General features: G+C 71.2%; 27 protein-coding genes and 1 pseudogene. 12 read left to right on the top strand and 16 right to left on the bottom strand.

Going from position 1 to position 25,868, the window contains the following annotated elements; translation table 11 throughout:
- Window positions 1-133 precede the first annotated feature (133 nt).
- On the top strand, window positions 134-637 hold the full coding sequence (locus tag QFZ67_RS30395) for a MarR family winged helix-turn-helix transcriptional regulator (protein ID WP_307664254.1): 504 nt from the start codon (window positions 134-136) through the stop codon (window positions 635-637).
- Between the two features lie 73 nt (window positions 638-710).
- Here QFZ67_RS30395 and QFZ67_RS30390 read toward each other — a convergent pair whose 3' ends face one another.
- From QFZ67_RS30390 to QFZ67_RS30375, 4 genes are all read right to left on the bottom strand, one after another.
- A complete protein-coding gene (locus tag QFZ67_RS30390; protein ID WP_307664253.1) occupies window positions 711-1,187 on the bottom strand; it encodes a GNAT family N-acetyltransferase in 477 nt (158 codons plus the stop codon).
- Window positions 1,188-1,196: 9 nt separating this feature from the next.
- The gene (locus QFZ67_RS30385) at window positions 1,197-2,279 is read right to left on the bottom strand and encodes an aminotransferase class V-fold PLP-dependent enzyme (protein WP_307664252.1); all 1,083 of its coding nucleotides are present in this window, start codon (window positions 2,277-2,279) and stop codon (window positions 1,197-1,199) included.
- Window positions 2,280-2,338: 59 nt separating this feature from the next.
- Window positions 2,339-3,079, bottom strand: a complete 741-nt coding sequence (locus QFZ67_RS30380) for a DsbA family oxidoreductase (RefSeq protein WP_307666020.1) — start codon at window positions 3,077-3,079, stop codon at window positions 2,339-2,341.
- A gap of 74 nt (window positions 3,080-3,153) precedes the next feature.
- Window positions 3,154-3,630, bottom strand: coding sequence for a GNAT family N-acetyltransferase (locus QFZ67_RS30375; RefSeq protein ID WP_307666019.1), 477 nt, complete (start codon window positions 3,628-3,630; stop codon window positions 3,154-3,156).
- Window positions 3,631-3,901: 271 nt separating this feature from the next.
- Between QFZ67_RS30375 and QFZ67_RS30370 the strand changes: the two genes are divergently transcribed.
- A complete protein-coding gene (locus QFZ67_RS30370) occupies window positions 3,902-4,492 on the top strand; it encodes a hypothetical protein (protein ID WP_307664251.1) in 591 nt (196 codons plus the stop codon).
- 64 nt (window positions 4,493-4,556) lie between these two features.
- Here QFZ67_RS30370 and QFZ67_RS30365 read toward each other — a convergent pair whose 3' ends face one another.
- Window positions 4,557-5,489 carry an AraC family transcriptional regulator gene (locus tag QFZ67_RS30365; RefSeq protein WP_307666018.1) on the bottom strand — a complete coding sequence of 311 codons (933 nt, stop codon included), beginning with the start codon at window positions 5,487-5,489 and terminating at the stop codon, window positions 4,557-4,559.
- Between the two features lie 95 nt (window positions 5,490-5,584).
- On the opposite strand from QFZ67_RS30365, the gene QFZ67_RS30360 reads away from it, so the two are divergent.
- On the top strand, window positions 5,585-6,583 hold the full coding sequence (locus QFZ67_RS30360) for a zinc-dependent alcohol dehydrogenase family protein (RefSeq protein WP_307664250.1): 999 nt from the start codon (window positions 5,585-5,587) through the stop codon (window positions 6,581-6,583).
- 51 nt (window positions 6,584-6,634) lie between these two features.
- Here QFZ67_RS30360 and QFZ67_RS30355 read toward each other — a convergent pair whose 3' ends face one another.
- Window positions 6,635-7,249: a DUF1349 domain-containing protein gene (locus QFZ67_RS30355; RefSeq protein ID WP_373430145.1), complete on the bottom strand. Its 615-nt coding sequence runs from the start codon at window positions 7,247-7,249 to the stop codon at window positions 6,635-6,637.
- Between the two features lie 5 nt (window positions 7,250-7,254).
- Window positions 7,255-8,793 (bottom strand): aldehyde dehydrogenase (NADP(+)), encoded by a 1,539-nt coding sequence (locus tag QFZ67_RS30350; RefSeq protein ID WP_307664249.1) that lies wholly within the window; start codon window positions 8,791-8,793, stop codon window positions 7,255-7,257.
- Window positions 8,794-8,924: 131 nt separating this feature from the next.
- Between QFZ67_RS30350 and QFZ67_RS30345 the strand changes: the two genes are divergently transcribed.
- From QFZ67_RS30345 to QFZ67_RS30320, 6 genes and pseudogenes are all read left to right on the top strand, one after another.
- Complete coding sequence (locus tag QFZ67_RS30345; RefSeq protein WP_307664248.1) at window positions 8,925-9,695, top strand: IclR family transcriptional regulator; 771 nt, start codon at window positions 8,925-8,927, stop codon at window positions 9,693-9,695.
- A complete protein-coding gene (locus QFZ67_RS30340; RefSeq protein WP_307664247.1) occupies window positions 9,696-10,172 on the top strand; it encodes a GNAT family N-acetyltransferase in 477 nt (158 codons plus the stop codon).
- A gap of 79 nt (window positions 10,173-10,251) precedes the next feature.
- Window positions 10,252-11,250 (top strand): hypothetical protein, encoded by a 999-nt coding sequence (locus tag QFZ67_RS30335; protein ID WP_307664246.1) that lies wholly within the window; start codon window positions 10,252-10,254, stop codon window positions 11,248-11,250.
- On the top strand, window positions 11,247-12,488 hold the full coding sequence (locus QFZ67_RS30330) for a sensor histidine kinase (protein ID WP_307664245.1): 1,242 nt from the start codon (window positions 11,247-11,249) through the stop codon (window positions 12,486-12,488). The genes QFZ67_RS30335 and QFZ67_RS30330 overlap by 4 nt, the downstream gene beginning before the upstream one ends.
- Window positions 12,485-13,141, top strand: a complete 657-nt coding sequence (locus QFZ67_RS30325) for a response regulator transcription factor (protein ID WP_307664244.1) — start codon at window positions 12,485-12,487, stop codon at window positions 13,139-13,141. Before QFZ67_RS30330 ends, QFZ67_RS30325 begins: the two co-directional genes overlap by 4 nt.
- A gap of 59 nt (window positions 13,142-13,200) precedes the next feature.
- A pseudogene (locus QFZ67_RS30320) lies at window positions 13,201-13,614 on the top strand (penicillin-binding transpeptidase domain-containing protein); the annotation flags it as partial.
- 10 nt (window positions 13,615-13,624) lie between these two features.
- Here the strand turns inward: QFZ67_RS30320 and QFZ67_RS30315 are convergent.
- The 6 genes from QFZ67_RS30315 to QFZ67_RS30290 form a co-directional block, all read right to left on the bottom strand.
- Window positions 13,625-15,031 (bottom strand): NCS2 family permease, encoded by a 1,407-nt coding sequence (locus tag QFZ67_RS30315; RefSeq protein ID WP_307664243.1) that lies wholly within the window; start codon window positions 15,029-15,031, stop codon window positions 13,625-13,627.
- Between the two features lie 168 nt (window positions 15,032-15,199).
- Window positions 15,200-16,924 (bottom strand): L-arabinonate dehydratase, encoded by a 1,725-nt coding sequence (gene araD / locus QFZ67_RS30310; protein ID WP_307664242.1) that lies wholly within the window; start codon window positions 16,922-16,924, stop codon window positions 15,200-15,202.
- Window positions 16,921-17,832 carry a dihydrodipicolinate synthase family protein gene (locus QFZ67_RS30305; RefSeq protein ID WP_307664241.1) on the bottom strand — a complete coding sequence of 304 codons (912 nt, stop codon included), beginning with the start codon at window positions 17,830-17,832 and terminating at the stop codon, window positions 16,921-16,923. Before QFZ67_RS30305 ends, araD begins: the two co-directional genes overlap by 4 nt.
- Window positions 17,829-18,473: a GntR family transcriptional regulator gene (locus QFZ67_RS30300; RefSeq protein WP_307664240.1), complete on the bottom strand. Its 645-nt coding sequence runs from the start codon at window positions 18,471-18,473 to the stop codon at window positions 17,829-17,831. The genes QFZ67_RS30305 and QFZ67_RS30300 overlap by 4 nt, the downstream gene beginning before the upstream one ends.
- 345 nt (window positions 18,474-18,818) lie before the next feature.
- Window positions 18,819-19,982, bottom strand: a complete 1,164-nt coding sequence (locus QFZ67_RS30295; protein WP_307664239.1) for a hypothetical protein — start codon at window positions 19,980-19,982, stop codon at window positions 18,819-18,821.
- Window positions 19,979-20,923, bottom strand: coding sequence for a 5-dehydro-4-deoxyglucarate dehydratase (locus QFZ67_RS30290; protein ID WP_307664238.1), 945 nt, complete (start codon window positions 20,921-20,923; stop codon window positions 19,979-19,981). Before QFZ67_RS30290 ends, QFZ67_RS30295 begins: the two co-directional genes overlap by 4 nt.
- Before the next feature lie 239 nt (window positions 20,924-21,162).
- Here QFZ67_RS30290 and QFZ67_RS30285 point away from each other — a divergent pair, with 239 nt between their 5' ends.
- The 3 genes from QFZ67_RS30285 to QFZ67_RS30275 all read left to right on the top strand — a co-directional run bounded on the left by QFZ67_RS30285 (window position 21,163) and on the right by QFZ67_RS30275 (window position 23,752).
- The gene (locus QFZ67_RS30285) at window positions 21,163-21,987 is read left to right on the top strand and encodes an NAD(P)-dependent oxidoreductase (protein ID WP_307664237.1); all 825 of its coding nucleotides are present in this window, start codon (window positions 21,163-21,165) and stop codon (window positions 21,985-21,987) included.
- A 271-nt stretch (window positions 21,988-22,258) separates the two neighbouring features.
- The gene (locus tag QFZ67_RS30280; RefSeq protein WP_307664236.1) at window positions 22,259-22,477 is read left to right on the top strand and encodes a hypothetical protein; all 219 of its coding nucleotides are present in this window, start codon (window positions 22,259-22,261) and stop codon (window positions 22,475-22,477) included.
- A 45-nt stretch (window positions 22,478-22,522) separates the two neighbouring features.
- On the top strand, window positions 22,523-23,752 hold the full coding sequence (locus QFZ67_RS30275; RefSeq protein WP_307664235.1) for a TerD family protein: 1,230 nt from the start codon (window positions 22,523-22,525) through the stop codon (window positions 23,750-23,752).
- 57 nt (window positions 23,753-23,809) lie between these two features.
- Here the strand turns inward: QFZ67_RS30275 and QFZ67_RS30270 are convergent, their stop codons facing one another.
- From QFZ67_RS30270 to QFZ67_RS30260, 3 genes are read right to left on the bottom strand one after another with little or no spacing between them, the layout of a single operon-like run.
- Window positions 23,810-24,040, bottom strand: a complete 231-nt coding sequence (locus tag QFZ67_RS30270) for a hypothetical protein (protein ID WP_266542984.1) — start codon at window positions 24,038-24,040, stop codon at window positions 23,810-23,812.
- A gap of 39 nt (window positions 24,041-24,079) precedes the next feature.
- A complete protein-coding gene (locus QFZ67_RS30265; RefSeq protein ID WP_307664234.1) occupies window positions 24,080-25,096 on the bottom strand; it encodes a 1-aminocyclopropane-1-carboxylate deaminase in 1,017 nt (338 codons plus the stop codon).
- A gap of 15 nt (window positions 25,097-25,111) precedes the next feature.
- Window positions 25,112-25,795 (bottom strand): GntR family transcriptional regulator, encoded by a 684-nt coding sequence (locus QFZ67_RS30260; RefSeq protein WP_307664233.1) that lies wholly within the window; start codon window positions 25,793-25,795, stop codon window positions 25,112-25,114.
- Between the last annotated feature and the right edge of the window lie 73 nt (window positions 25,796-25,868).

Genomic DNA, 25,868 nt, shown 5'->3' with positions numbered 1-25,868 from the left:
AGCTCCCCAGAATTTATGTGGTCGGCCAAGTAATCGCGCCGAGTGCCACTGTAGACCATTAATTGGCCGACCAAGGTAAAGTTTTTGGGGACACTGTCCACCAGACAGTCGCCACCCCTCCTGAGGAGGCCCGATGAAGCCCGAGACCGCGGCCGACCCGGTCTGTACCGAGCCGCTGCCGAGCTCCGCGCTGGCCGGGCCCGTCAGCCATGCCGTCTCCCGGGTCGCCCGGCTGCACCGTATGGCGGCGGGCAAGCTGCTCAGGGGAGCCGGCCTCTACCCGGGGCAGGAGTTCGTGATGATGCACCTGTGGGACGCGGGCCCGGTGCGCCAGTCTGAGCTGATCAAGGCCGTCGAGCTCGACCCCTCCACGGTGACGAAGATGCTCCAGCGTCTGGAGCAGGCCGGACACGTCCGCCGCTGCCCCGACCCGGGCGACCGGCGCGCGGTGCTGGTCGAGGCCACGGAGGACAGCTGCGCACTGCACTCCGCGGTGGAGGAGGCGTGGGCGAATCTGGAGGAGCACACGCTCACGGGGCTCGACCCGGACGAGCGAAGGGAGCTGACCCGGCTGCTCGGGAAGGTCGAGGAGAACCTCTGCGTCCAGACGGCGGACTGCCCCGGCCTTCGGGCGTAGGTCATCGATGACTGCCGGGGACTATGCGGCGAGGCTTTCGAGGGCCGCGCCCCTGGCATCCGGTCCGGTGCTCTCAGACCCCGTTCAGGTCCAGCTCGCCGACGACCTGCTCGCCGCTCTTCTCTCCGGTCAGGCGGAACCCGAGCCCCAGATAGAACCGCTCGGGTCCGTGCTCCCCCAGCCTCCAGGTCGTCGTCACACGCGTCTGCCCACGCCTCCGGACTTCCTCGCACACAGACTCCACAGCGAAGCGGCCGTACCCCCGGCCCTGTTGACCGGCAGCGATGTTCAGCCGCCAGAGGCCACTACGGGGCGTGTCGTCCGGGTCGTCCGGGTCGAAACGGACCATGAAGAAGGCCATCACGAAACCGACGAGCAGCTCGCCGTCGAAGATCAATCGGGGCCAGGCGATCTCGGGTTGCACATACGCCTCGGCGAGTGACCGCGCGACCGGGGCCACGAACTCCTCCTGCTCAGGCCGCACTTTCAACCCGCACGCGTCGAGAACGTTGTCCGGTGTGACCTTGTCCAGGCGAAGTGACGAAGACACCCCGACACCCTATCGACCGCCTCCGGGACGGGCGGTTCCGCTCTCGTCGGCGAGGCGGTCCAGCACCCGTTCAACATCGGCTGCGGAGTTGTACAGATGGAACGCGGCACGCAGGTTGCCCGCGCGATCGGACACGACGATCCCCACGCGGGCCAGTTCCGGTACGCGGTCCCCGAGCCCGGGTACCGCGACGATCGCCGAGTCGCCCGGGAGCGGCTCGTACCCCAGATCCGTAAGCCCCGCCCTGAACTGCCGGGCGAGCGCGGTGTCATGGGCGTGCACCGCCTCGATCCCGATCTCCTCCAACAGCGCCAGGGACTGTTCGGCCGCGTGGTAGGCGAGGAAGGACGGGGGCTCGTCGTAGCGGCGGGCCGAGCGTGCGAGCTCCTCGATCGGGCCGTACATCTTCTCGGTCTCGGCGGCGAAGGGGCCGGCATGCAGGGGCGGCACCGACTCCTGCGCCTCCTCCGTCACGGTGAGGAAGGAGACACCGCGCGGGCAGAGCAGAAACTTGAATCCGCCGGTGACCGTGAAGTCCCAGGCGCCCGCTTCCAGCGGCAGCCAGCCCGCGGACTGGCTGGTGTCGAGAAGCGTACGGGCCCCGTGCGCGGCCGCCGCCGCCCGCACCGCCGCCAGATCGGCGACCCGGCCGTCGGCGGACTGCACCGCGGAGAAGGCCACCAGCGCGGTGCCCGGCCGTACCGCGTCGGCGAGCGCGTCCAGCGGCGCGTAGCGCAGCTTGAGGTCGCCGCGCACGGTGAAAGGCGTGATGACGGAGGAGAACTCACCCTCGGGGAACAGGATCTCCGCGCCGGACGGCAGCGAGGCCGCGATCAGCCCCACATGCACCGAGACCGAGCCTCCGGCGGCCACCCGGTCCTCGTCCACGCCGCTGAGCCGGGCGAAAGACCGGCGGGCGGCGTTCATCGCGGAGTAGTCCCCGGCGCCACCGGGTCGCCCGGCGGCCAGCTCGTCGGCGAGCGTCTTCACCGCCTGGACCGCCCGGCGCGGCAGCCGCCCGCAGCTCGCAGTGTTCAGATACGTCGTGCCGGGCACGAACTCGGCGCCGGCCAGCGTGCGAAGGGTCTCCATGGGATCACCCTCCGACGCCCCGCAGCTGTGGTCAATCACGAATTGCCGCGGGGCACCGTTCAGCTGTGCTCAACGGTCGGTGTGCCGTCAGGACGGGTCTGCGGGACCTCGCAGGAACCGTCGGCGTCACAGGCGGCGGCGTCGGTGCCGATCGGGGTGATCGCCCGGCCCTGCCAGGCCTGCTCCAGCGCCTGCGTGAAGACTTCGGCGGGCTGGCCGCCGGAGACCCCGTAGCGGCGGTCGAGTACGAAGAATGGCACCCCGGTCGCGCCGAGCTCGGCGGCCTCGCGCTCGTCGGCCCGCACGTCGTCGGCGTACGCCGTCTCGTCGGCGAGGACCGCCCGGGCCTCGTCCGCGTCCAGACCGGCCTCGACCGCGAGCGTGATCAGCACGTCACGGTCGAAGACGGACCGCTCGTCGGCGAAGTTCGCCCGGTAGGCGAGGTCCAGCAGCTGGTCCTGGCGGCCACGGGCCTTGGCCAGATGCAGCAGCCGGTGGATGTCGAAGGTGTTCCCGTGATCACGGCCCTCCGTCCGGTACTCGAGCCCCTCGGAGCGGGCGTTGGAGGCGACGTGCTCCTCCATGGCCCGGGCCTCGTCGATGGTGCGGCCGTACTTCTTCGCCAGCATCTCGACCACGGGAGCGGTGTCGTGCTTGGCCCGGCTCGGGTCGAGCTCGAAGGAGCGGTGGACCACCTCGATGTCGTCGCGGTGGGCGAAGGCCGCGAGTCCCTTCTCGAAGCGTGCCTTGCCGATGTAGCACCAGGGGCAGGCGATGTCGCTCCAGATCTCGACGCGCATCTTCTTCATCACTCCAGGGTCGTACGGTGCGGAGGCCACCTCCGCCAAGAGGTGAACACGCACCGCGACCGGCTTCATTCCGACGTCGGCGGCACTGTGAGCCGCAGCACCAGGTGGTCCCCCGAGCGCGGCTCGTCAGGGTCCGGGAGCCAGCCCTGGCGGGCGTAGAAGGCCTGGGCGCGGGTGTTGTGTTGGAAGACCTCCAAGCGGGCCGTGTCCACGCCCGCGCGCTGCCAGGCCTCGATGCACGCGGCGTGCAGAGCGGTGCCGATGCCGTCGCGCCAGCGCTTCGGGGCGACGTGGAGCTGGGTGAGGGTCATGACGCCGTCCACCTCGCGGGAGACTGCGACCCCCGCGACCACCCCGTCCCGTACGGCGCACAGCACCGCTCCCCGCTCGATCGCCGTGACCCAGCCTGCGCGGGTGCGGGCGTGCTCGGCGGGGCTGTCGAAGGCCTCGTCGGGGATGTGGCCGCGGTAGTAGCTGGCGCGCGCCTCGGCGTGCAGGGCGGCGATGGCGTCGAGTTCGTCGGGAGTGGCGATTCTGATCATGATCACCGGGACGCGGTGGGGCCGGATCGCGGTTCCAGCCGGTGCGCTGTCCGGGTCCGGGGTTCCGCCCGGGCGCCTGCCCCACCTGCCACCGCGGTGTAACCACCTCGATACCGGCCTGATCGAGTAGCACAGGGCCTGACCGACAGCCACCCAGGTCTGCGGAGGCCCCGCCAACCGGGCGGGGCTTTCCGTCCCGGTCCGGCATGGTGCGGGTCCGACGCCGAGATGTGCCCGGACACTGGTGGCCCCGGAACCAGCAGGAGAGACCGTGGACGACCCCAGCCCTCAAGGACTCAGGAAACCGGCACCCGCCGGCGCGGGCCCTGGCACCGCCGGTCAGCCGGGGGTCATCGGCATCGCGCTCGCCGCCGTGCTGACGGCCTCCCTCGCAAACGGTTCCTGGCAGTGGTTTGCCACATACATCGGAGTGACACTTCTCGCGGTGATCTTCTGCTTTTACCGCCCGCCGGTGTCGACGCCCCGCGGATCTGAAGATGTGCGCAATCTGGCGGCGTATTCGATGGTCGTGGGTCTGTGCGTCGCGATCGCGCTGGCCCCGGCGATGCAGCGCTGGGCGTGGCTGTTTCCGATGCCGGGCACTCGCAGTGAGTGTCGTGATCTTGGCAGGTACGAGGGCCTCCGAGTGGAGGCCACGCTGGCGAACCTGGCTGGTCGCGACAGCGCTGCCTTGGCCCGCGCGCAGGACGTCCAGAGCCATGACGTCGTTGCCGACTGCCTGGCAGCCACGACGACCCTGTGGCTTCCGGTATACGGAGCCGGGGCGGCCGTGCTGGTAGGCCTGGGCGTGTGGTCCTTTGAGCGAGCCCGCGGCAGGAGGAAGCCCGCCGTGGCCACCTGAAGTCCTCGTCGTCAGGGCTGAAGGGGCCGGGCGGGCATCCCGCCCGCTGAGGCTCCGCTCACGGTCAGCCGGACAGAACCTGGTCGGCCCGCCTTCGGTACTGGCCCGGTGCCATCCCGTACTCCCGCTTGAACGCCTTGGCGAAGGCGAACTCCGATGCGTAGCCCGCCCGGTGGGCCACCGTGCGCAGCGGGGCGTCGTCCTCTCGCAGCAGGCGGCCCGCCGTCGTCATGCGCCACCAGGTCATATACGCGAGCGGGGGCTGGCCGACCAGCATGGTGAAGCGGCGGGCGAAGGCGGCCCGCGAGAGTCCGGCGCGGCGGCCCAGTTCCTCGACCGTCCAGGGGCGGGCCGGGTCGCCGTGGATGGCCTGCAGTGCGGCGGTGATGCCCCGGTCGCGCAGCGCCGCCGCCCAGCCGCCCGGGGCGTCGGGGCGCTCCGCCAGCCACCAGGTGCGCAGCAGGTAGAGCAGGAGTGTGTCGAGCAACGCGGGTACGACCGCGTCGGAGCCGGGCTGCGGGTTCTCCAGTTCCGCGCCGAGGAGTTCGACCGCCGCGCGCACCGAGGCGTACTTGCCGATTCGGGCCGGCAGATGAATCACGTCCGGCAGCTCGGTGAGCAGCGGATGGGCTCGCGCCCTGCTCAACTGGTAGGCGCCGCACAGGAGAAGGTTCTCGGGCCGCCCGTCGGCGGGTCCGGGGTGCGGGACGGGCGGCCAGGTGCCGTCCGGTTCGATCGCGACGTCGCGCAGCGGGGTTGCGGGGTCGTCGGCGAGGCCGTGGCCGTAGCCGTGGGCCATGAAGGCCACGTCCCCGGGGCCGAGCAGCACCGGCGGGGCGTCGTCCGGCAGCAGCCAGGCCGAGCCCTGGAGCACCACATGGAATCCTGCGCCCTCACTGGCCGGGAAGCGCACGCCCCAGGGGGCATATCTGACGGAGCGCGCCGAGTGGGGGCGTCCCGTGCGCATGGCGGCGATCGCGTCGCTCAGCACGTCCATGACCGCACCGTACCCGACATCGGCAAGACGATCAGACATGATCGGGAGGCTTTGGGACATGGATCGTCTCGCGGAGCCTGCTTAGCGTCGTACTCATGACAACTACCGTATTGACCAAGGCAGTTCTTTTTCATGAGCTCGGCGGCCCGGACGTCCTGAGCATCGAGGACGTGGAGCTCCACGAGCCCGGCCCGGGCGAACTCCGCTTCCGTATCGAGGCGATCGGCCTCAACCGCGCCGAGGCCCTGTTCCGTTCGGGGACGTACTACTACCAGGCAACCCTCCCCGGCTCCCGGCTCGGCTACGAGGCGGCCGGTGTCGTGGAGGCGGTCGGCGAGGGCGTGAGCGAGTTCGCGCCCGGCGACCCGGTGATGGCCGCGGCCAACTTCGACTTCGGGGTGCACGGCGTGTACGCGGAACGAGCCGTGCTGCCCGTGGAGTCGGTGGTCCACCGCCCCGAGGGCGTGGACGCGGTGACAGCGGCGGCGGTCTGGCTGACGTACTCGACCGCGTACGGCGGCCTGCTGGAGACCGGCGGCCTCCATGCCGGCGACCATGTGGTGATCACCGGCGCGTCCAGCGGTGTGGGGACGGCTGCGATCCAGATCGCCGCCCGGACCGGCGCGATCCCGATCGCCACCACACGCACTGCGGCCAAGCGCAAGCAGCTGCTCGATCTCGGGGCGGCCCATGTGATCGTCACGGACGAGCAGGACCCTGCGGCCGAGGTCAAGCGGATCACCGGTGGGCGCGGCGCGGACCTGGCCTTCGACGCGATCGGCGGGCCCGGCTTCCGGGCCCTTGGTGACGCCGTCGTGCCGGGCGGAGCGATGGTGCTGTACGGATGGCTGGACCCGCGCCCGATCGAGCTGTCGATGAACTGGCCTCTGACCGTGCACACCTACGCCAACGGCGTCCGCGTCCGCACCGCGACCGGCCGCCGCCGCGCCGCGCACTTCATCGGCTCAGGTCTGCGCGACGGGTCGCTGAGCCCGGTGATCGCGGACGTCTTCGACGGGCTGGAGCACGTCGTCGACGGCCACCGGTTGATGGAGTCCAACAGCCACACCGGGAAGATCGTCGTGACGGTCTGAAATCACGGTCTGAACAGTCTGAGCGGTCTGAGCGGTCTGAGCGGTCTGAAATCAGGAGCCGTCGCGCAGACCCGCCGGCCAGTTCGGGCGGTACTCGATCCGGTCGAAGGTGACCACGCACCCCTCTCCCACCGGCGACTGGGCCATGAACCCGACCAGTGCCGCGCCCGCCTTCTCCTCGTCGCCCAGGGCGAAGATCCGTACGAAGGTCCAGTGTTCGCCGTCCGTCGAGGCATGGAAGGCGAATGCCTTGCCGGTGCGGCTGATCCGCAGCCAGGCGCTGTCGCCGTCCACCACGAAGGAGTTGGCGTCGTCTGAGTGGCCGCGGGTGACGACCGTGCAGATGGTGGGCTTGTCCGGGGAGAGCTCCAGGCAGAGCTTGGCCCACTCCCGCTCGCCGACGTGCAGATAGAGCACGCCGGCGTCGAAGGCCGCGGTGAAGCCGACGGTGACCCGCGCGATGAGCTGGAAGTCACCCTCCGGCGCGCCGAGCAGGCGCGGCGCGTCGGAGACGGGGTCCAGGGCTTCGCCCGCGGGCGGCACGAAGAGGTCCTGCCGGGCTCCCGCCCAGCCGGTGAGCGCGCCCTTGTCGTACGACCAGTTGGCCTCGGGGCCGTACGGACGCAGTGGGAAGGGCAGTTCGGTCAGGTCGATCGGGTCGGTCACGTCGCTCAGCTTCCCGGAGTTTCCCGGTGGCCGTCCACCCGGCGCGGCAGACCGAGCGGGTTGTCGTCGCGCAGCTCGGGCGGCAGCAGCGCCTCGGGCGTCGTCTGATACGTGACCGGGCGCAGCCAGCGCTCGATCGCGGTGGCGCCGACCGAGGTGGAGGTGGAGGTGGTGGCCGGGTAGGGGCCGCCGTGGTGCTGGGCGGGGGCGACGGCGACGCCGGTCGGCCAGCCGCCGACGAGTACGCGGCCCGCGAGCGGGGTGAGTTCGGCGAGCAGTTCGGCGCCCCGGCCATCGCCTTCGGCCTCGCCGGAGGAAAGGTGCAGGGTGGCGGTGAGGTTGCCGGGGAGTCGGCCGAGCACCGCGGTGATCTCGGCGTCCGACTCGTAGCGGGCGACGACGGTGACCGGGCCGAAGCACTCTTCGAGCAGCAGGTCGTGCGGCCCTTCGGCGGCCAGCAGCCGTGCCGGTACGGACAGGAAGCCGGCGCTCACGGTGTGCTCGCCGCCCGCGCCGGGGGTGATCGGGGCCTCCACGTCGGGCAGTTCGGCCCGTTCCCGTACGCCCTCGACAAAGGCCGAACGCATCCGGTGGTCGAGCATCACGCCGGGCTCGGTCTCGCTGACCGCCGCCGTCAGGGACTTGAGCAGCCTGTCGCCCGCGTCACCCGCGGGAGCCAGCACGAAGCCGGGCTTGGTGCAGAACTGCCCCTCCCCCAGGGTCATCGAGCCCGCGAGCCCGGCCCCGAGTTGCTCGGCCCCCTCCCCGGCAGCAGCCTCGGTGACGACGACGGGGTTGAGCGAGCCGAGTTCGCCGTGGAAGGGGATGGGGGCGGGCCGGGCGGCCGCGGCGTCGAAGAGCGCGCGCCCGCCGCGTACCGAACCGGTGAAGCCGGCGGCCGCCACCAGCGGGTGCCTGACCAGCTCGATGCCCGCCTCGAAGCCGTGCACGAGAATCACGACATCCTCGGGCAGACCGACTCGCTGGGCGGCCCTGCGCAGGACGGACGCGCAGAGTTCCGAGGTGCCGGGGTGGTCGGGGTGCGCCTTGACGACGACCGGGCAGCCGGCGGCGAGGGCGCTCGCGGTGTCGCCGCCGGGCACGGAGAAGGCGAGCGGGAAGTTGCTCGCGGCGTAGACGGCGACGACGCCTAGGGGGATCTTGAAGCGGCGCAGATCCGGCCAGGGCGGGGTCCTGGAGCCGTCCTCGTGGTCGATGCGGATGTCGAGGAAGGCACCCTCGTCGACGACCTCGGCGAAGGCGCGCAACTGGGCGGTGGTGCGGGCGAGTTCACCGGTGAGGCGGGTGGGGCCGAGCGCAGTCTCGGCGTCGGCGGCCTCGATGACGTACTCGCTCGCCTCGTCGAGCAGGTCGGCGGCGGTACGGAGCAGGAGCGCGCGTACACTCCGGTCGGCGAGAGCGGGGCGGGCGGCGTGTGCGGCGCGGACCGCGTTGTCGATCTCCTCAACCGTGGACTCGACCGCAACCTGCTCACGTGGGTTCCCGGTTCGGGGGTCGACACTCCAGACTGGTGCTGCTGCCACCGCGGCTTCCTTCCCGGTCTACTGCCACCCATCAGGGGTTTTGTTCGGTATTCTGAACAGCGTTCCTGATGGTGAATGTGTGGGGACTCTATTTCCGGGCGTTCTGCGCGGTCAAGAAGGGGCGAAGAGCAATGTCAACTGCGGATTCCGGTGGAGCACAGGTCAAGTCCGCGGTGCGGACGGTGGAATTGCTCGAATACTTCGCCGGGCGCCCCGGCATGCACTCTCTCGCCGCGGTCCAGGAGGCCGTCGGCTACCCCAAGTCCAGCCTCTACATGCTGCTGCGCACCCTGGTCGAGCTCGGCTGGGTGGAGACGGACGCGACGGGCACGCGGTACGGCATCGGCGTAAGGGCCCTGCTGGTGGGCACCTCGTACATCGACGGCGACGAGGTCGTGGCGGCCGCCCGGCCCACTCTGGACCGGCTCTCCGACGACACCACGGAAACCATCCACCTCGCGCGCCTCGACGGCACCAATGTCGTCTATCTCGCCACCCGCCAGTCGCAGCACTATCTGCGCCCCTTCACCCGCGTCGGCCGCCGGCTGCCCGCGCATTCCACCTCACTGGGCAAGGCGCTGCTCGCTACCCACAGCGACGAGCAGGTACGCAAGATGCTGCCGGAGACCCTGGCGTCGCTGACCGAGCACACCATCACCGACCGCGAGAAGCTCATCGAGGAACTGCATCTGATCCGCGAGCAGGGCTATGCCGTGGACCGCGAGGAGAACACCCTCGGGCTGCGCTGCTTCGGCATCGCGATTCCGTACCGCACGCCGGCGCGGGACGCGATCAGCTGCTCGGTGCCGGTGGCTCGGCTCACCCCCGCCCATGAGCAGATGATCAAGGACGCGCTCTTCGACGCGCGTGACCGGCTGACGCTGGCGACCCGGAGGCTCTGAATGTCCCCGCACATCACGCTGCGTGAGGTGATCGACAGCGATCTGCCGGACTTCTTCCGGCACACGAGCGACCCCGAGTCGAGCCGGATGGCCGCCTTCACCTCCAAGGACCCCACCGACCGGGCCTCTTTCGACGCGCACTGGGCGCGGATCCGCGCCTCGGACGCCGTCATACGGACCGTCCTCGCCGACGACGTGGTCGTGGGCCACGCCGCGGTGTACGGACCGCCCGAGGAGCGCGAGGTCACCTACTTCATCGACCGCGCGTACTGGGGCCGCGGCATCGCCACCGCCGCTCTGCGCGCGCTGCTCGCAGTCGTGCCGGAGCGTCCGCTCTTCGCCCATGCCGCAGCAGACAACGCGGGCTCCGTCCGGGTCCTGGAGAAGTGCGGCTTCACCGCCACCGGCAAGGACCGGGGCTTCGCCAACGCCCGCGGTGCGGAGATCGACGAGCTGGTCCTCACCCTCACCGGCTGACCGGTCTCCGCCGTGCGGCGGAGGAGGATCGTCGCCGCGCGTGATTTGGTCACGGCGCCCGCCCGGGAGCGTAGGGGACATGACACGGACACCGCTCGTTCCCGCTCCCCAGCCGCTGGATCCCGTAGGCCCGGGGCGTGCCCGCACGGTGCTGCGCGCCGTCGCGATCGCCTCCTGCGTCCCGTATCTGTCGCTCAAGACCGCCTGGATCGCCGGCAGCCGGATCGGCATCCCGGAGGGCAGTGCGCTGCTCGACGACCGGGCCCTGATGGCCGTCGCGAACAGCGTCACGGTCCTGATGGACGGCGCCGTCATCGTCCTGGCGCTGCTGCTCACCCAGGGCTGGGGCAGGCGGGTGCCCGGCTGGCTGCTGGCCGCCCCCATGTGGATCGCGGGCGGGCTGCTGCTCCCGATCATGGTCGGCTTCCCGGTCCAGCTGCTGGTCGCGGCCTTCACCGGGGCCGAGGCCGACCGCTCCGGGAGCTCCGGGAGTGAGCCCTTCCTCGACGAGTGGGTCTTCGGCGTCGTCTACACCGGCTTCATCGTCCAGGGTCTGGCCCTCGGCACACTCTTCGTGCTGTACGCGAAAGAGCGCTGGGGCCATGTGTGGCGGGGCCGGATCTGGGACCTGCCCACGGCCGCCACCGGGCGGACGCTGAAGGTGACCGCCGTGGCCGCCGCCGTGCTCGCGTTGTTCCCCGCCACGATGCGGCTGATGTGGGCGTGCGGCGCGACGACCGGTCTCTCCGGCCCGCGGATCGAGCAGCGTACGGCCGACTTCTACGTGCTCGAAGGGATCAGCGCCCTTTTCGTGGTCGTCGCGGTGGCCGGACCGCTGCTGCTCGCCTTCCGCCGGGGCCGCGCTCTGTCGCTGAAGACGCCGCTGGCCATGGCCTGGCTGGGCTCGGGCGCGGTGGGCTGCTGGGGCATCTGGCTGCTGATCGCCGCGCTGCTGCCCGGGGCCGAAGAGGGCGAGCGGGCAACGGGGTTGATGGCCCTGACCTACGCTGTGGGCATGATCGTCGGTCTGCTCGTCGTCACCGGCACCGCCTCCTTCCTGCGGCGGCGCGGCGCGTGAAACGAGTGCTCGGGGCGCTGTTCGGGGAGCGGGCGCGGCTTCGCTGGGTCCATCTGATCCTGGGCGGCGCCCTGTTGATGCCGTACTGGCTTCTCGCCACCGTCTTCGTCGGCCCGATCTCCGGCGCCAACAGCATGTTCTCCGACTCGCTGAGGGTGCAGTTCGGCTCGTATGCCCTCGCACTGCCGCTCGCCGCGGTGACCGCGCTCTTCCCGCTGACCCGGCCGATGTCGGTGGCGGCCGCGCGTGCGCTGTGCGGGGTGCCCGCGGACCGGTTCGCGGATGGACCGGCGCGGACGCGGGCGGCGCGGCTGCGGAGCTCGGGCTGGTTCACGCTGCATTTGGGTCTGGGTGGGCTGGTCAGCGGGGCCACCCTGGCGCTTCCGCCGTTCGCGGTGACCGTGATGCTGCTGCCGCTGTCCGCGGGGATACGGGACTGGGTGAGGCTGCCCGGGCATCTCGACCGGGCGTGGTTCCTGGCCCTCGCCCCGTTCGCCGGGGCCGCCATGCTGCTGGGGCTCGCGGTGTGCGCGGCGGGGGCCGGGGCGCTGCTGGCCCGCCAGGCCCCGGTGCTCCTCGGGCCGACGCCCGCGGACCGGCTGGCCGCCGCCGAGCGGCGGGCCACCGAGCTGGCCGAGCGCAACCGCCTCGCCCGCGAGCTGCACGACTCGGTCGGCCATGCGCTGAGCGCCGTCACCCTCCAGGCGGGCGCGGCCCGCAAGGTGCTGGACAGCGATGTGGAGTTCGTACGGGAGGCGCTGGCCGCGATCGAGGAGACCACGCGGCGCACAGTGGGCGAACTCGACTCCGTACTGGGCCTGTTGCGGCAGGACGACGACGCCGCGCCGCTCACTTCCGGGCCCGCCCTGGACGGCCTGGACGGCCTTCTGGCCCGCAGTGGGGTGCCCGTGTCGCTCACCGCCGGCGGCGATCTGGCCGCCGTCCCCGCGGCCGTCTCCCGCGAGGCGTACCGCATCGTCCAGGAGGGGCTGAGCAACGCCCTGCGTCACGCCGGGGCGTCCCCCGTGTCCCTGTGGATCGCCCTGCGCGGCGAGGAGTTGGAGATCACAATGGAGAATCCGCTGCCCGACAGGGCCCCGGCAGTCCGCCCGGGAGGCGGCCGCGGAGTACGGGGCATCGCCGAGCGGGCCGCGCTGCTCGGCGGGCACGCGCAGGCCGGTCCGGAAGGCGCGGTGTGGCGGCTGTCCGCCCGGCTCCCGCTGGCGGGCCGCCGATGAGCGCGATCCGGGTCGTCCTCGCCGACGACGAGCGGATGGTGCGTACGGCGCTGCGCGTCATCCTGGACGCCGAGCCCGACCTGGAGGTCGTCGGCGAGGCGGCGACCGGCGCGGAGGCGGTGTCGGTGGTGCGCGAGCTGCGCCCCGACGTGGTCCTGATGGATGTACGGATGCCGGAGATCGACGGCATCAGGGCCACCGAGCAGATCCTGGGCACGCTCGCCGAGCCCCCGCGCGTCGTGGTGGTGACGACGTTCGAGAACGACTCCTATGTGTACGAGGCGCTGCGCGCCGGAGCCGCCGGCTTTCTGCTCAAGCGGGCAGCGGCGGAGGATCTCGTCCAGGCGGTCCGGCTGGTGGCCCGCAGCGACTCGCTGCTGTTCCCGTCGGCCGTGCGTTCGCTGGCCGCCGAGTACTGCCGCCGGGAGCCGGCCGCTCCCCCGCCGTGGGCGGCGCGGCTGACCGAGCGCGAGAGAGAGGTGCTGCGTCTTATGGCGACGGGGCTGACGAACGCGGAGATCGCCGGGCGGATGGGCGTGGGGCCCGCGACGACGAAGACGCATGTGGCGTCGGTCCTCGCGAAGACGGGCGCCCGGGACCGTACCCAGGCGGTGATCGCGGCGTACGAGTCGGGGTTCATCTCGCCGGGCTGACGCACGGATCGCGGATGAAGATTCCCTGAGAAGCCCCGGCCGGCCGGAACGGCACGACCGTCGCCAACGACGGCGTCATGCGGTCGCCGCACATGGTCTCCAAGGTCGTGGACGCGGACGGCGACACGCTCCAGTCCTACGAGGACGCCGCATCGAAGCGGATCGTCTCCTCCTCGACCGCCGAGCAGTTGCGCAGCGCGATGGTGACCGTCGTCGACGAGGGCACCGGCACCAATGCCAAGGTCGACGGCGCGGAGGTGGGCGGCAAGACGGGCACCGCCCAGCACGGCGAGAACAACAGCAAGACGCCGTACGCCTGGTTCACCTCCTACGCCAAGGACTCGTCCACCGGCAAGGAGGTGGCGGTCGCCGTGCTGATCGAGGACTCGGGAGCGGCCCGCTCGGAGGTCAGCGGCAACGGCCTGGCCGCGCCCATCGCGAAGAAGATGATGGCCGCGGCCCTGAAGTCCTGACGCCTGACGGCTACTTGACGCCGAGGAGCTGCTCGACCGGGTCGATCGCGAAGTAGACCACGAACAGCGCGGCCGTGCCCCACAGCAGCCAGTGCACGTCGCGCGCCTTGCCCAGCACCGTCTTGATGACGACATAGGCGATGAAACCGGCGCCGATGCCGTTGGTGATGGAGTACGTGAACGGCATGACCGCGATCGTCAGGAAGGCCGGGATGGCGATCTCGTACCGCTCCCAGTCGATGTGCCGCACCTGCGCCATCAGCAGGAAGCCGACGGCGACGAGCGCGGGGGCAGCGGCCTGCGCGGGCACGACGGTGGCCAGCGGGGTCAGGAAGAGGGCGAGACCGAAGAGCGCGCCGGTGACCACGGAGGCGAGTCCGGTGCGGGCGCCCTCGCCGACGCCGGCCGCCGATTCGATGTACGAGGTGTTGGAGGAGGCGGATGCCGCGCCGCCCGCCACGGCGGCGGCGCCGTCGACCAGCAGCACCCGGCCGAGGTTGGGGACCTTGCCGTTCTCGTCGAGCAGACCGGCCTCGCTGGAGATGCCGACGACCGTGCCCATGGTGTCGAAGAAGTCGCTCAGGATGAGGGTGAAGACCAGCAGGACGAGCGTGATGACGCCGATCTGCTCGAAGGCGCCGAAGAGGCTGAAGGAGCCGACGAGCCCGAAGTCGGGGGCGGCCACGATGTCGTCGGGCACGGACGGGACGGTCAGGCCCCAGGCGAGCGGGTCGATGTCGGCGATCTCGTTGATGACGATCGCGACGACGGTCATCGTGACGATGGAGATGAGGATCGCGCCCTTCACCTTGCGGGCCATCAGCGCGACGGTGAGCAGTACGCCGAGACAGAAGACCAGGACGGGCCAGCCGGAGAGCTGACCGCTCGCGCCGAGCTGGACGGGCACGGTGCCGGTGTCCCCGGGGATGCGGGTGGCGAAGCCCGCGTCGATGAAGCCGATGAACGCGATGAACAGGCCGATGCCGACGCTGATGGCCACCTTGAGCGAGCCCGGTATGGCGTGCATGACGGCCTCGCGCAGTCCGGTGACGACCAGGACGCAGATGAGGATCCCCTCGAGCACCACCAGGCCCATCGCGTCGGGCCAGCTCATCAGGGGCGCGATCTGGAAGGCGACGACGGCGTTGAGGCCGAGTCCGGCGGCGATGGCGAGCGGCAGATTGCCGCCGAGCCCCATGATCGCGGTCATCACGGCGGCCACCAGGGCGGTCACGGTGACCAGTTGGGGCCCGGAAAGGTGGGCGCCGAACTTGTCCTCGGCGCTGCCGAGGATGATCGGGTTGAGTACGAGAATGTAGGCCATCGTGAAGAACGTGGCGAAGCCGCCACGGATCTCCCGCGCGAAGGTCGAGCCTCGTGCGCTGATGTGGAAGTACCGGTCGACCTGTGCGGACATGGCTCTCCTCGGGGGACGATCCTGCTGGCGGGTAGCTGGATTGTTCTCCCGGGAACAGCGTTCCAGGTTATGGGCGTGTTACGTCACGTCCACCCAGCGCTTGATCGTCAAGGCCGCCTGGGCCCGACGGTCCGGACCGCCTGGGACTGACGGTCCGGACCGGCCCGCTCAACCCGCGTACGGATCGGGGCTGTTGCCCCGGCGGGCGAGAAAGGCGAAGTCGCAACCGGTGTCGGCTTGGGTGATCTGCTCGCTGTACAGGGCGCCGTAGCCCCGTTCGTACCGCTCGGGCGGCGGCGTCCAGGCCGCCCTGCGCCGCGCCAGCTCGTCTTCGGAGATCTCCAGCCGCAGTGTGCGCGCCGCGACGTCCAGCGTGATCAGGTCTCCGCTGCGGACCAGCGCCAGCGGCCCGCCGACGTACGACTCGGGGGCGATGTGCAGCACACAGGTGCCGTAACTCGTACCGCTCATCCGGGCGTCCGAGATCCGCACCATGTCCCGTACGCCCTGCTTGAGGAGGTGGTCGGGCAGCGGCAGCATCCCGTACTCGGGCATGCCGGGGCCGCCCTTGGGGCCCGCGCCCTGGAGCACCAGCACATGGTCGGCGGTGATGCCGAGCTCCGGGTCGTTGATGGTCCGCTGCATCGTCCGGTAGTCGGGGAAGACCACGGCGGGCCCGGTGTGCTTCAGGAGGCGCGGCTCGGCGGCGATGTGCTTGATGACCGCGCCGTCGGGGCAGAGGTTGCCGCGCAGCACCGCCACGCCGCCCTCCTCGGCGAGGGGGTTGTCGCGCGGGCGGATGACATCGGGGTTGTGGACGCGCGCGTCCGCGAGCTGTTCGCGCAAGGTGGGGTGCGCGACGGTGGGCCGGTCCAGATGCAGTACGTCGGTCAACCGGGCCAGAAACGCGGGGAGTCCGCCCGCGAAGTGGAAGTCCTCCATCAGGTAGCGGCCGCCGGGGCGGAGGTTGGCCAGCACCGGGACCCTGCGGGCGATGCGGTCGAAGTCGTCGAGCGTGAGGGGCACGCCCGAGCGGCCCGCCATCGCGATCAGATGGATCACGGCGTTGGTGGAGCCGCCGAGCGCGAGAACGGTGGCGACGGCGTCCTCGTACGCCTCCCGGGTGAGGATCCTCGACACCCTGAGGTCCTGGTGCACCAGGTCGACGATCAGCCTGCCGGACGCCGCGGCCATCCGCTCGTGCCCGGAGTCGACGGCCGGGATGGACGACGCCCCGGGGACCGTGACGCCGAGCGCCTCGGCCGCGGCGGTCAGGGTCGATGCGGTGCCCATGGTCATACAGGTGCCGGGCGAACGGGCCAGGCCGTTCTCCAGCTCGGCCAGTTCCGCGTCGCCGATCAGGCCGGCGCGCTTGTCGTCCCAGTACTTCCACATGTCGGTGCCGGAGCCGAGCACTTCGGCGCGCCAGTGGCCCGGCAGCATCGGGCCCGCCGGTACGAAGACGGCAGGCAGGTCGGCGCTGGCCGCGCCCATCAGCAGCGCGGGCGTGGACTTGTCGCATCCGCCCATCAGCACCGCGCCGTCCACCGGATAGGAGCGCAGCAGCTCCTCCGTCTCCATCGCCAGCATGTTGCGGTAGAGCATGGGGGTCGGCTTCTGGAAGGTCTCGGAGAGTGTGGAGACCGGGAATTCGAGGGGGAAGCCGCCGGCCTGCCAGACCCCGCGCTTGACGGCCTGGGCGCGGTCGCGCAGATGGACATGGCAGGGGTTGATGTCGGACCAGGTGTTGAGGATCGCGACGACCGGCTTGCCGAGGTGTTCCTCGGGGAGGTAGCCGAGCTGCCGGGTGCGGGCGCGGTGGCTGAACGAACGCAGCCCGTCCGTGCCGTACCACTGGTGGCTGCGGAGCTCCTCGGGGCGCTTGGTGGTCATGCGTCCCATCCCGCGACCAGGGCGGCGACCTCGGCGCGCTGTTCGGCGGGCAGGGTTCGGCTGGGCGGTCGTACATCGCGGCGGCACAGGCCGAGCGAGGCCAGCGCCTCCTTGACGACGGTCACGTTGTTGGCGGACTGGTGGGCCGCGCGCAGTTCCTCGAAGGGCCTGATCTGCTCCCAGGTGCGCATGGCGTCCGCGTACCGTCCCGCGCGCAGTGCGTCCCGCATGGTGAGGGAGACGGCCGGGGCGACATTGACGAGGCCGGAGGTGAAGCCGGTGGCGCCGCCCGCCCAGTAGGAGGGCGCGTACAGCTCGGCGAGGCCCGCGATCCAGACGAAGCGGTCCAGGCCCGCGTCGCGCGCGAAGGCCGCGAACCTGGCCGCGTCGGGGACTGCGTACTTCACGCCGATGACATTGGGGCAGAGCGCGCCCAGTTGGGCCAGCGTGCCGCCGCCGAGCAGCGGGTTGCGGATGTACGGGACGACGCCGAGCCCGGGGACCGCGTCGGCGATCGCCCGGTGGTAGTCGATCCAGCCGTCCTGCGAGACGTAGGGATGCACGGGCTGGTGGACCATCACCAGCTGCGCGCCCGCGTCGCGCGCGTGCTGTGCGGCGGCGACGGCGGTGGGCACTTCGTGGCCGACGCCGGCGACGACCGTCGCGGCGCCCGCCGCCTCCTCGGCACTCAGCTCGACGGCGCGGCGGCGCTCCTCGGGCGTGAGGGCGTAGAACTCGCCGGTGTTGCCGTTGGGCGTGAGGGTGACGATGCCGCCGTCGATGAGGCGGCGCAGCAGGGCGCGCTGGGCCTTCTCGTCGACCGTGCCGTCGGCGCCGAACGGCGTCACCGGGATCGCCACGACGTCGGCGAGCGCGGCACGCAGGTCGGGGAGTTGGGGCTCGGTCATGCTTCGTCCTCCTCGGGGAAGGCCCGCCGTACGAATGCAGCGATGTGCTCGTGCAGGGCGCGGGCGGCACCCTGTGCGTCGCCGGTGAGCGCGAGCCGCAGGATCTCCCGGTGCTCGGCCGCCTCGCGCTCCCAGGACGGGTCGGCGGCCCAGGCGACGGTCGAGACGAGGGCGGCCTGGTCGCGTACGTCGTCGAGCATCCGGGTCAGCAGCGGATTGCCGCAGGACAGGTAGAGGGCGCGGTGGAACTCCCGGTTGGCCAGTGAGCGTTCGGCCCGGTCGGCGGAGTCGTCAGCCTTGAGCAGCGCCTCCCGCGCGGCCTCCAGGTCCGCCGCACGCTCGACGGACCTGCGTAGCGCCTCCGGTTCGAGCAGCAGCCGTACGTCGTAGACCTCGCGGGCCATCGCGGCGTCCACGGTGCGGACGGTGGCGCCCTTGTACTGACTCATGACGACGAGGCCGGTGCCCGCGAGGGTCTTCAGGGCTTCCCGCACGGGGGTTTTGGACACCCCGAACTGCGCGGCGAGTTCGGTCTCGACCAGAGCCTGTCCCGGCCGCAGCCGCCCGGTGAGGATGGCGTGCTTGACCGCTTCCAGGACGTACTGGGTGCGGGAGGGGATGGGGGCGGGAGCGAAGGTCATGGCGCTGTCACGCTCTCATGTCTCGCGTCTCATATATGACGTACGAAGTATGACGCGCCTGAAGCTAGGGCGCGGCCGGGTCCGCGTCAAGGGCGGGGGCGTTTCGTAACTGGGGCTCCGCCCCAGACCCCGCGCCTCAATCGCCGACGAGGCTGAATTTCCCGCCGGTCGGCCTGAATCTTCAGGCCGACCGGCGGAAACTCAAGCCCGTTGGGGGTCCCCCCGGACGAAGTCTGGGGGAGATTGAGGACCGGGGGTCTGGGGGCTTGCCCCCAGTTCGGGAAGTGGGGGTCCCCCCACGCCCGCCAGGGCGTAGGGGGAGGGTAGGGGAACAGGCCCCGGCCCTCACCCCACGCGGGACACCGCGTCCGACACCAGCGCCAGGTCCCCGTCCGACGCCAGCCCCGCGTGGTAGAGCCGCAGTTGAGTCGCCCCGAGACCCGCCGCCCGCGCCGCGTCGTCCGCGAGCGTGCCGGGGCTGCCGCCCATCCCGCTGACCACGGTGAAGTTCGCGGCCAGCACAGCCCCGTCCACGCGCTGCTCCGCGAACGGTTCGAGCAGCCGCGGGCCGCCCGTGCACGGCACGACCACGCCGTCCGCGACGGACAGGATGTGCGCCGGGTCGACGCCCGCGTTCGCCCCGCAGTGGTGCGCGACGGGGTCGGCGTGCAGCAGCACCTGGAAGCCCTGCGGCGCGGCGGCCCGCACCGCGGCCACGGCGGCCTCCTGGAGCGTACGGGCGGTCCGCGTCCGGAAGTCCTCAGTCGCGGCGGCGAGTTCGGCACCGAGCAGCTTCTCGATCCCGGCATCGGGGGGCGCGGCGCCCGCCCAGACCGGCTCCAGGGCGCCCCGTACGGCAGCGGCGAGCAGATTCGGCTCCAGCCCCTGTTGTGCGTAGCCGTCGTGGCAGGCGGGGCAGAAGCACAGCGACATCAGATACTGCGCCGCGTCGCCCAGGCCCATGCCGGCGATCTTGTCGTGGGCGTGCAGATGCGCGAGGCCGTACCAGCCGCAGGACTCCAGCTCGGTGCCGCGCGCGCCCGGCCTCGTCGCCGCCTCGGCCGCGAGATCCGTCACCAGGGCGCGTACGGCGGGCTGCGCGATGCAGGGCGCCCAGGGGTAGCGGTCGCCGTAGGCGTTGACGACGGAGGTGTCCGGATGCTCGGCGCCGAGGCGGGAGTTGTGGGCGAGGACCACCCAGCTGTGGACCTCGATGCCGGCGTCGGTCAGGGCGGCGGCGGCCTCGCCGTACGCGTCGCCCACGGCCCAGTCCCCCGCGGTGTACGGGCGCAGCTCGCGGCCCGCCCAGCGCTCCTCGTCGACTTCGTAGAGCACGGCCGCGTGCTGCGCGGTGACGATCCGGTGCCGGGGATGGCGCGGGGTCAGGGCGCGCGTGGAGTGGTAGGCGGCGGCGAGGGTGACCTGCTGGACGCCGAGGTCCGCGATGCGGGCGGCGGCGTCCGGGTCGCCGACGACGTCCCAGGGGTAGAGGAAGGCGGAGGTCTTCACGCGCCGTCCTCCAGCAGGGAGCGGCCGCGCTCGATGAGCGCCGCCAGGGCCTTGATGTGGGCGTCGAGGGGTTCACTCAGCGGTGGCCGCACTTCGCCGACGTCGAGGCCGCCGAGGCGTACGCCCGCCTTGACGAGCGAGACGGCGTAGCCGCGGCCGAGATTGCGCAGTTCGACCAGCGGGACGTAGAAGCCGTCGAGCAGCCGGTTGACGGTCTTGTCGTCGCCGGTCATCAGCGCGCGGTAGAAGGCGAGCGCGATGTCGGGGGCGAAGGCGAACACGGCGGAGGAGTACAGGGTGATACCGATGCCGCGGTAGGCGAGGCCGGTGAGTTCGGCTGTGGGCAGTCCGTTGAAGTAGAGGAAGTCCTGGTCGGGCAGGTCGCGGCGGACGGCGCCGACGATGCGCTGCATCAGGTCGAGGTCGCCGTAGCCGTCCTTGAGGCCGATGATGCCGTCCACCTGGGCGAGTTCGACGACGGTCTCGGGGGTGAAGACGGCGTTGTCGCGCTGGTAGACGATGACGTCGAGGGAGGTCGCCGCGGCGAGCACGGTGTAGTGGCGCAGCAGCCCGGCCTGGTCGGCGACGACGAGGTAGGGCGGCATGGCGAGCAGTCCGTCCGCGCCCGCCGCCTCGGCGATCTTCGCGTACTGGGCGGCGAGCGCGGTGCCGTAGCCCGCGCCGGCCACGACGGGCACCTCGCCGGCTGTCTCCGCGACGGCGGCGGCGATGCAGTCGCCGAACTCCTCGGAGGTCAGGGCGTGGAACTCGCCCGTGCCGCAGCACGCGAAGACCGCGGCCGCGCCGGAGTCGATGCCGCTCCTCACATGGGCGCGGAAGACATTGAGGTCGAGAGCGCCGTCCGGTCCGTATGCGGTGACGGGGAAGAACAGCGGTCCTTGGACCCGGGTGAGCCGGGCGGCGAGCGGGGCTGAGGTCACGGGCGCTCCCTGGGCCGTGCACCGAGCCTGCGGACCCGTGCACAATTCTGATCGATGTCCATATCTCTGAACGCAGCCACGCTATGGCAGCCCCATCGCCCGGGTCAAGACGGAAAACCGCAACTCAGAGGCGGAGTCGGCCCCTCCGCGCGACACTTGACGCTGTCCGGACCACTCCCTAGCGTGTCCATGAATGTGAATGCCGTCTACGGACCTGAGCATTTCAAGGAGATCCCCCCATGCCCGCTCCCCGCACAGTCCTGCTCACCGGCGCCGCCGGCGGCGTCGGCACGCTGATGCGGGGGCTACTGCCCGCGTACGGCTACGAGCTCCGCCTCTTCGACGCCACCCCCATAGAGGGAGTGCCGGACGCGGTCACCGCGGACCTCGCCGACAAGGGGGCGCTGCGCGAGGCGGTACGCGGCGTCGACGCGATCATCCACCTCGCGGGCATCTCCCTGGAAGCCCCATTCGAGAAGATCCTCCGCGCGAACATCGAGGGGACCTACAACCTCTACGAGGCGGCCCGCGAAGAGGGCATCGGCCGGATCGTCTTCGCCTCCAGCAACCACACGGTCGGGTTCACTCCGCGCCCGCAGGGCGAGGCGCCCTTTCCGCCCGGTGCGCTGATCCCCATCGACACCCCGCGCCGCCCCGACACCTACTACGGCCTGTCCAAGTGCTTCGGCGAGGACCTGGCGCAGCTCTACTGGGACCTGCATGGCCTGGAAACCGTCTCCGTGCGCATCGGCTCCTGCTTCATGGAGCCGACGTCGGTGCGGATGCTGTCGGTGTGGATGAGCCCCGGCGACGGCGCCCGCCTCTTCCACGCCGCGCTCACCGCCGAGGGTGTCGGCCACACCGTCGTCTACGGCTCTTCCGCCAACACCCGCCTGTGGTGGGACCTTTCGACGGCGCGGGCACTGGGCTACGAGCCGCAGGACGACTCCGAGCAGTACGCCGAGAAGCTCGTCGCGGAACAGGGCGAACTCGACCCGGACAACCCCGACCACGCGCATCTGGGCGGCCACTTCACCACCAACCCGCCCCGGTGGCCGTACTGATCGGCCGGGGCCCGGCCAAGCACTGTGCGGGGGAGCCGGCCGGGCCCGTCGCGGTGCCGGTGCCCGGCCGCCAGCAACACCCGTTCAGCAGCGTCTCCTGGAGCGGCTTGGACACCAGCGGGTGCCGTACGAGACTGTCGGCCCCGGCCACCCCTTCTCGCCGAGCTCCGCCCGCGCCTCGTCCACATCTCCCGTAGGGAAGGACATCCCAGCCACGCGGTGAAGGATATTCGCGTGCCCTGCGTGTCGTGCACCGGTCAGGATGTCGGCCATGGCCAAGCCCTTCGGATTCAGTTACGCGCAGCACGCCGACGGCAGCGTCGTCATCACCCACCGTGGCCACGCGGCCACGACCCTGCGCGGCTCCCGCGCCGGGAAGTTCCTGACCGAGGTGGAGTCGTCGGACGCCCAGCTGGTGATGGCCCGCTGGACCGGTGCGTACAAGTTCGGCAATGAGCGCACGGCCCGGAACCACCCGCGCAACCGATGAAAAGGGTAAGGGAACGGTAAAGCGGCTCCGCTCGTTACCCCTGGCATGACAGCTATGACCCCCGGCTCGAACATCCCTCTCGCCGTCACCCGCGTGGCGGTGGACGTCACCGCTCCGGTGCGGCTCGACGTATCGGGCCTGCTGCTCACCGCCGACGGCAAGGTGCGCTCCGACGACGACTTCATCTTCTACAACCAGCCGGCGGGCCCCGGCGTCAGCTATCGCTCCGGCGGGGGCAGCGCCCCCGACGCGATCGTGGTGGACACCTCCGCCGTCCCGCCCGGTATCGAGAAGATCGTCGTCACGGCGAGCCCGGACGCCGCAGGGCAGACCTTCCAGGGCATCGAGCCGACCGCCACCATCCGCAGCGCCGACGACGGCAGCGCGCTCGCCACCTTCACCCCGCCGCAGCTCGGCACCGAGACCGCGCTGGTCGTCGTGGAGATCTATCTGCGCAATGGCGCCTGGAAGGCCCGTGCGGTCGGCCAGGGCTATGCGAACGGGCTGGCGGGCATTGCCACGGACTTCGGCGTCTCGGTCGACGAGGAGCCCGCCGCGGCCCCCGCTCCGGTCGCGCCGCCCGCCCCGGTCACGCCGTCGGCGCCGGTCGCGCCGCCCGCACCGGTCGACCCGCGTCTCGCCGCGCCCGTGCCGCCCGCGCCCCCCGCACCGCCGGCCGCTCCCGCCCCCGGCTCAGGGAAGATCAACCTGGACAAGGGCCGGGTCAGCCTGCAGAAGAATCAGACGGTCTCGCTGGTCAAGGGCGGCCGCCCGCTGCTCTCCCAGGTCAAGATGGGCCTCGGCTGGGAGCCCGCCTTCCGCGGCAAGGACATCGACCTCGACGCCTCCGTGATCGCGTACGGCCCCAACCGCAACCACCTGGACAGCTGCTACTTCGGCAAGCTGTCGATTCTGAACGGCGCGATCAAGCACTCCGGCGACAATCTGACGGGCGAGGGCGCGGGCGACGACGAAGTGATCGTCGTGGATCTCGGCCGGCTGCCGGCGGAGGCGACGGGCCTGGTCTTCACCGTCAACTCGTTCTCGGGACAGAAGTTCACCGAGGTCGCGAAGGCCTACTGCCGGCTGATCGACGCGGCGACGGGCGAGGAGCTGGTCCGCTTCGATCTGACCGGTGCCGAGCCGCAGACCGGCGTGATGATGGCCAAGCTGATCAAGCAGTTCTCGGGCGAATGGGACATGACCGCCATGGGCGATTTCGTGAAGTCCCGCACCGTACGCGGCATGGTCAAGCCCGCCGCACAGGCGCTGTGACCGACGCCGCCAGGCCCGCCATCCGTTGAGTGGTGGCGGGCCCGGGGGCCACGGTCCTCAGAGTTTGGCCAGTTTGGAGTATGGGCTCAGGATTCTTCCCTGACGTCCGGAGAAGTCGACGAGCACAGCGGCATTGTCGCCCTCGACTGCGATGACTCTTCCGAGTCCGAATTGGTCGTGCGAGACCCGGTCGCCCACTTCGTACTGCTCAATCGGCGGGGCAGCCGCGGCCGGTTTGTTGAAGGGACTGGAGGGCAGGTGGCGCCGGGATCCGGCTGACTTTGTCATTACCTGGAGTATGCGCCCTCGGGCACCCGCCACGCCACGTCAGAGGAGGGCGCTGTAGGCATTGAGTGCGGGCTGACCGCCGAGATGGGCATAAAGCACCGTCGCCGACGAGCCGATCTCACCGCGTGTGACCAGGTCGATCAGTCCTGCCATCGACTTCCCCTCGTACACCGGATCCGTCACCATCCCCTCCGTACGGGCGGCGAGCCGCATCGCCTCCAGCGTCGTTTCGTCCGGAATGCCATATGTACCCGCGTGGTACCGCGCGTCCAGCTCGATGTCCGCGTCCCGCAGCTCACCCTCCACCCCGATGAGTGAGGCGGTGTTCCGCGCGATCCGCCCGATCTGCTCCCTCGTGCGCTCCGGCGCCGCGGAGGCGTCGATGCCGATCACCCGCCGGGGCCGGGCGCCCGCCTCTTCGAGCGCAGCGAAGCCCGCGACCATCCCGGCCTGCGTGCTTCCGGTCACCGAGCACACCACGACCGTGTCGAAGAACACGCCCAAAGCCTGCTCCTGCGCGGCCACTTCGTACGCCCAGTTCGCGAAGCCCAGCCCGCCCAGCGGATGGTCGGAGGCGCCGGCCGGGATGGCGTAGGGCCGGCCGCCACTCTCCTCGACCTCGCGCAGCGCCTGCTCCCAGCTCTCCTTGACACCGATCCCGAACCCGGCGCGCACCAGCCGGACGTCGGCGCCCGCGAGCCTGCTGATCAGGATGTTGCCGACCTTGTCGTAGACCGCGTCGGGCCACTCGACCCAGCTCTCCTGCACCAGCACACAGCGGAGCCCGGCGCGGGCGGCGACCGCCGCGACCTGGCGGGTGTGGTTCGACTGCACCCCACCGATGGACACCAGGGTGTCGCTGCCCTTGGCGAGGGCGTCGGCGACGAGGTACTCCAGCTTCCGCGTCTTGTTGCCGCCGTAGGCGATGCCGGAGTTGCAGTCCTCGCGCTTGGCCCACAGCTCCGCGCCGCCGAGACGGTGGGTCAGCCGGTCGAGCCGGTGCACCGGGGAGGGGCCGAAAAGCAGCGGGTAGCGTTCGTACGACGTGATCGACATGCGGGCTCCTTCGGGTCAGACCATGCCGGATTCATCCGTTTCATCTGCTTCATTGGTTTCGTCCGCCAGTTCTTCGAGTGCGCGCCAGATCTGTGCGGTGGTACGGGCCGCCTCGTCGGCGTCCTTGGCCGCGCAGGCGTCGATGAGCCGCTCGTGCAGCGCGGCCGACTCCAGCGCGCTCGCCTCGGCAAACTGCCGCCACTCCAGCCGGCGGATCAGCGGGGTGTACCGCGCGATCGTCGCCGCGACGGCGCGGTTGCCACAGGCCCGTACGAGCACGTCGTGCAGTTCGTCGTCGGCCCGCAGGGCCTCGCCGACGGCGCCGCTGCGGGTCGCGCTCTCGAAGCGGGCGTTCGCCTCGCGCATCGAGCCGATGTCCTCGGTCGTGAGCAGCGGCACGGCGGCGCGGGCGGCCAGCTCGTGCATGGCGCGGACGACGACGGCGGCCTCGCGCACGGCACGTGGTTCGAGGCTGGTGACCCGCGTATAGCTCTGCGGCTTGGTCTCGACGAGCCCTTCCTCACCGAGCCGCGCGAGCGCCTCGCGCACCGGGGCACGGGAGAGCCCGAGCCGCTCGGCGAGGTCGGCGTCGCGCACAGGGTCCCCGGGCGGGAGTTCGCCGCGCACGATGGCGTCGCGGATGGCCGCGTACGCCGTGTCGCGCAGCAGGGTCCGCTGGATCGGCCGCAGTGCTCCCATGAACTGAAATGTTAGATGTCAGCTCATGGGAGCGCAACGGCCGCGGTACGGGCGTTCAGCCCGTCAATGCGTG

Source organism: Streptomyces sp. V1I1 (genome assembly GCF_030817355.1).
In the GTDB taxonomy this organism is placed as follows: domain Bacteria; phylum Actinomycetota; class Actinomycetes; order Streptomycetales; family Streptomycetaceae; genus Streptomyces.
This window is presented reverse-complemented; position numbering and strand designations above follow the sequence as displayed.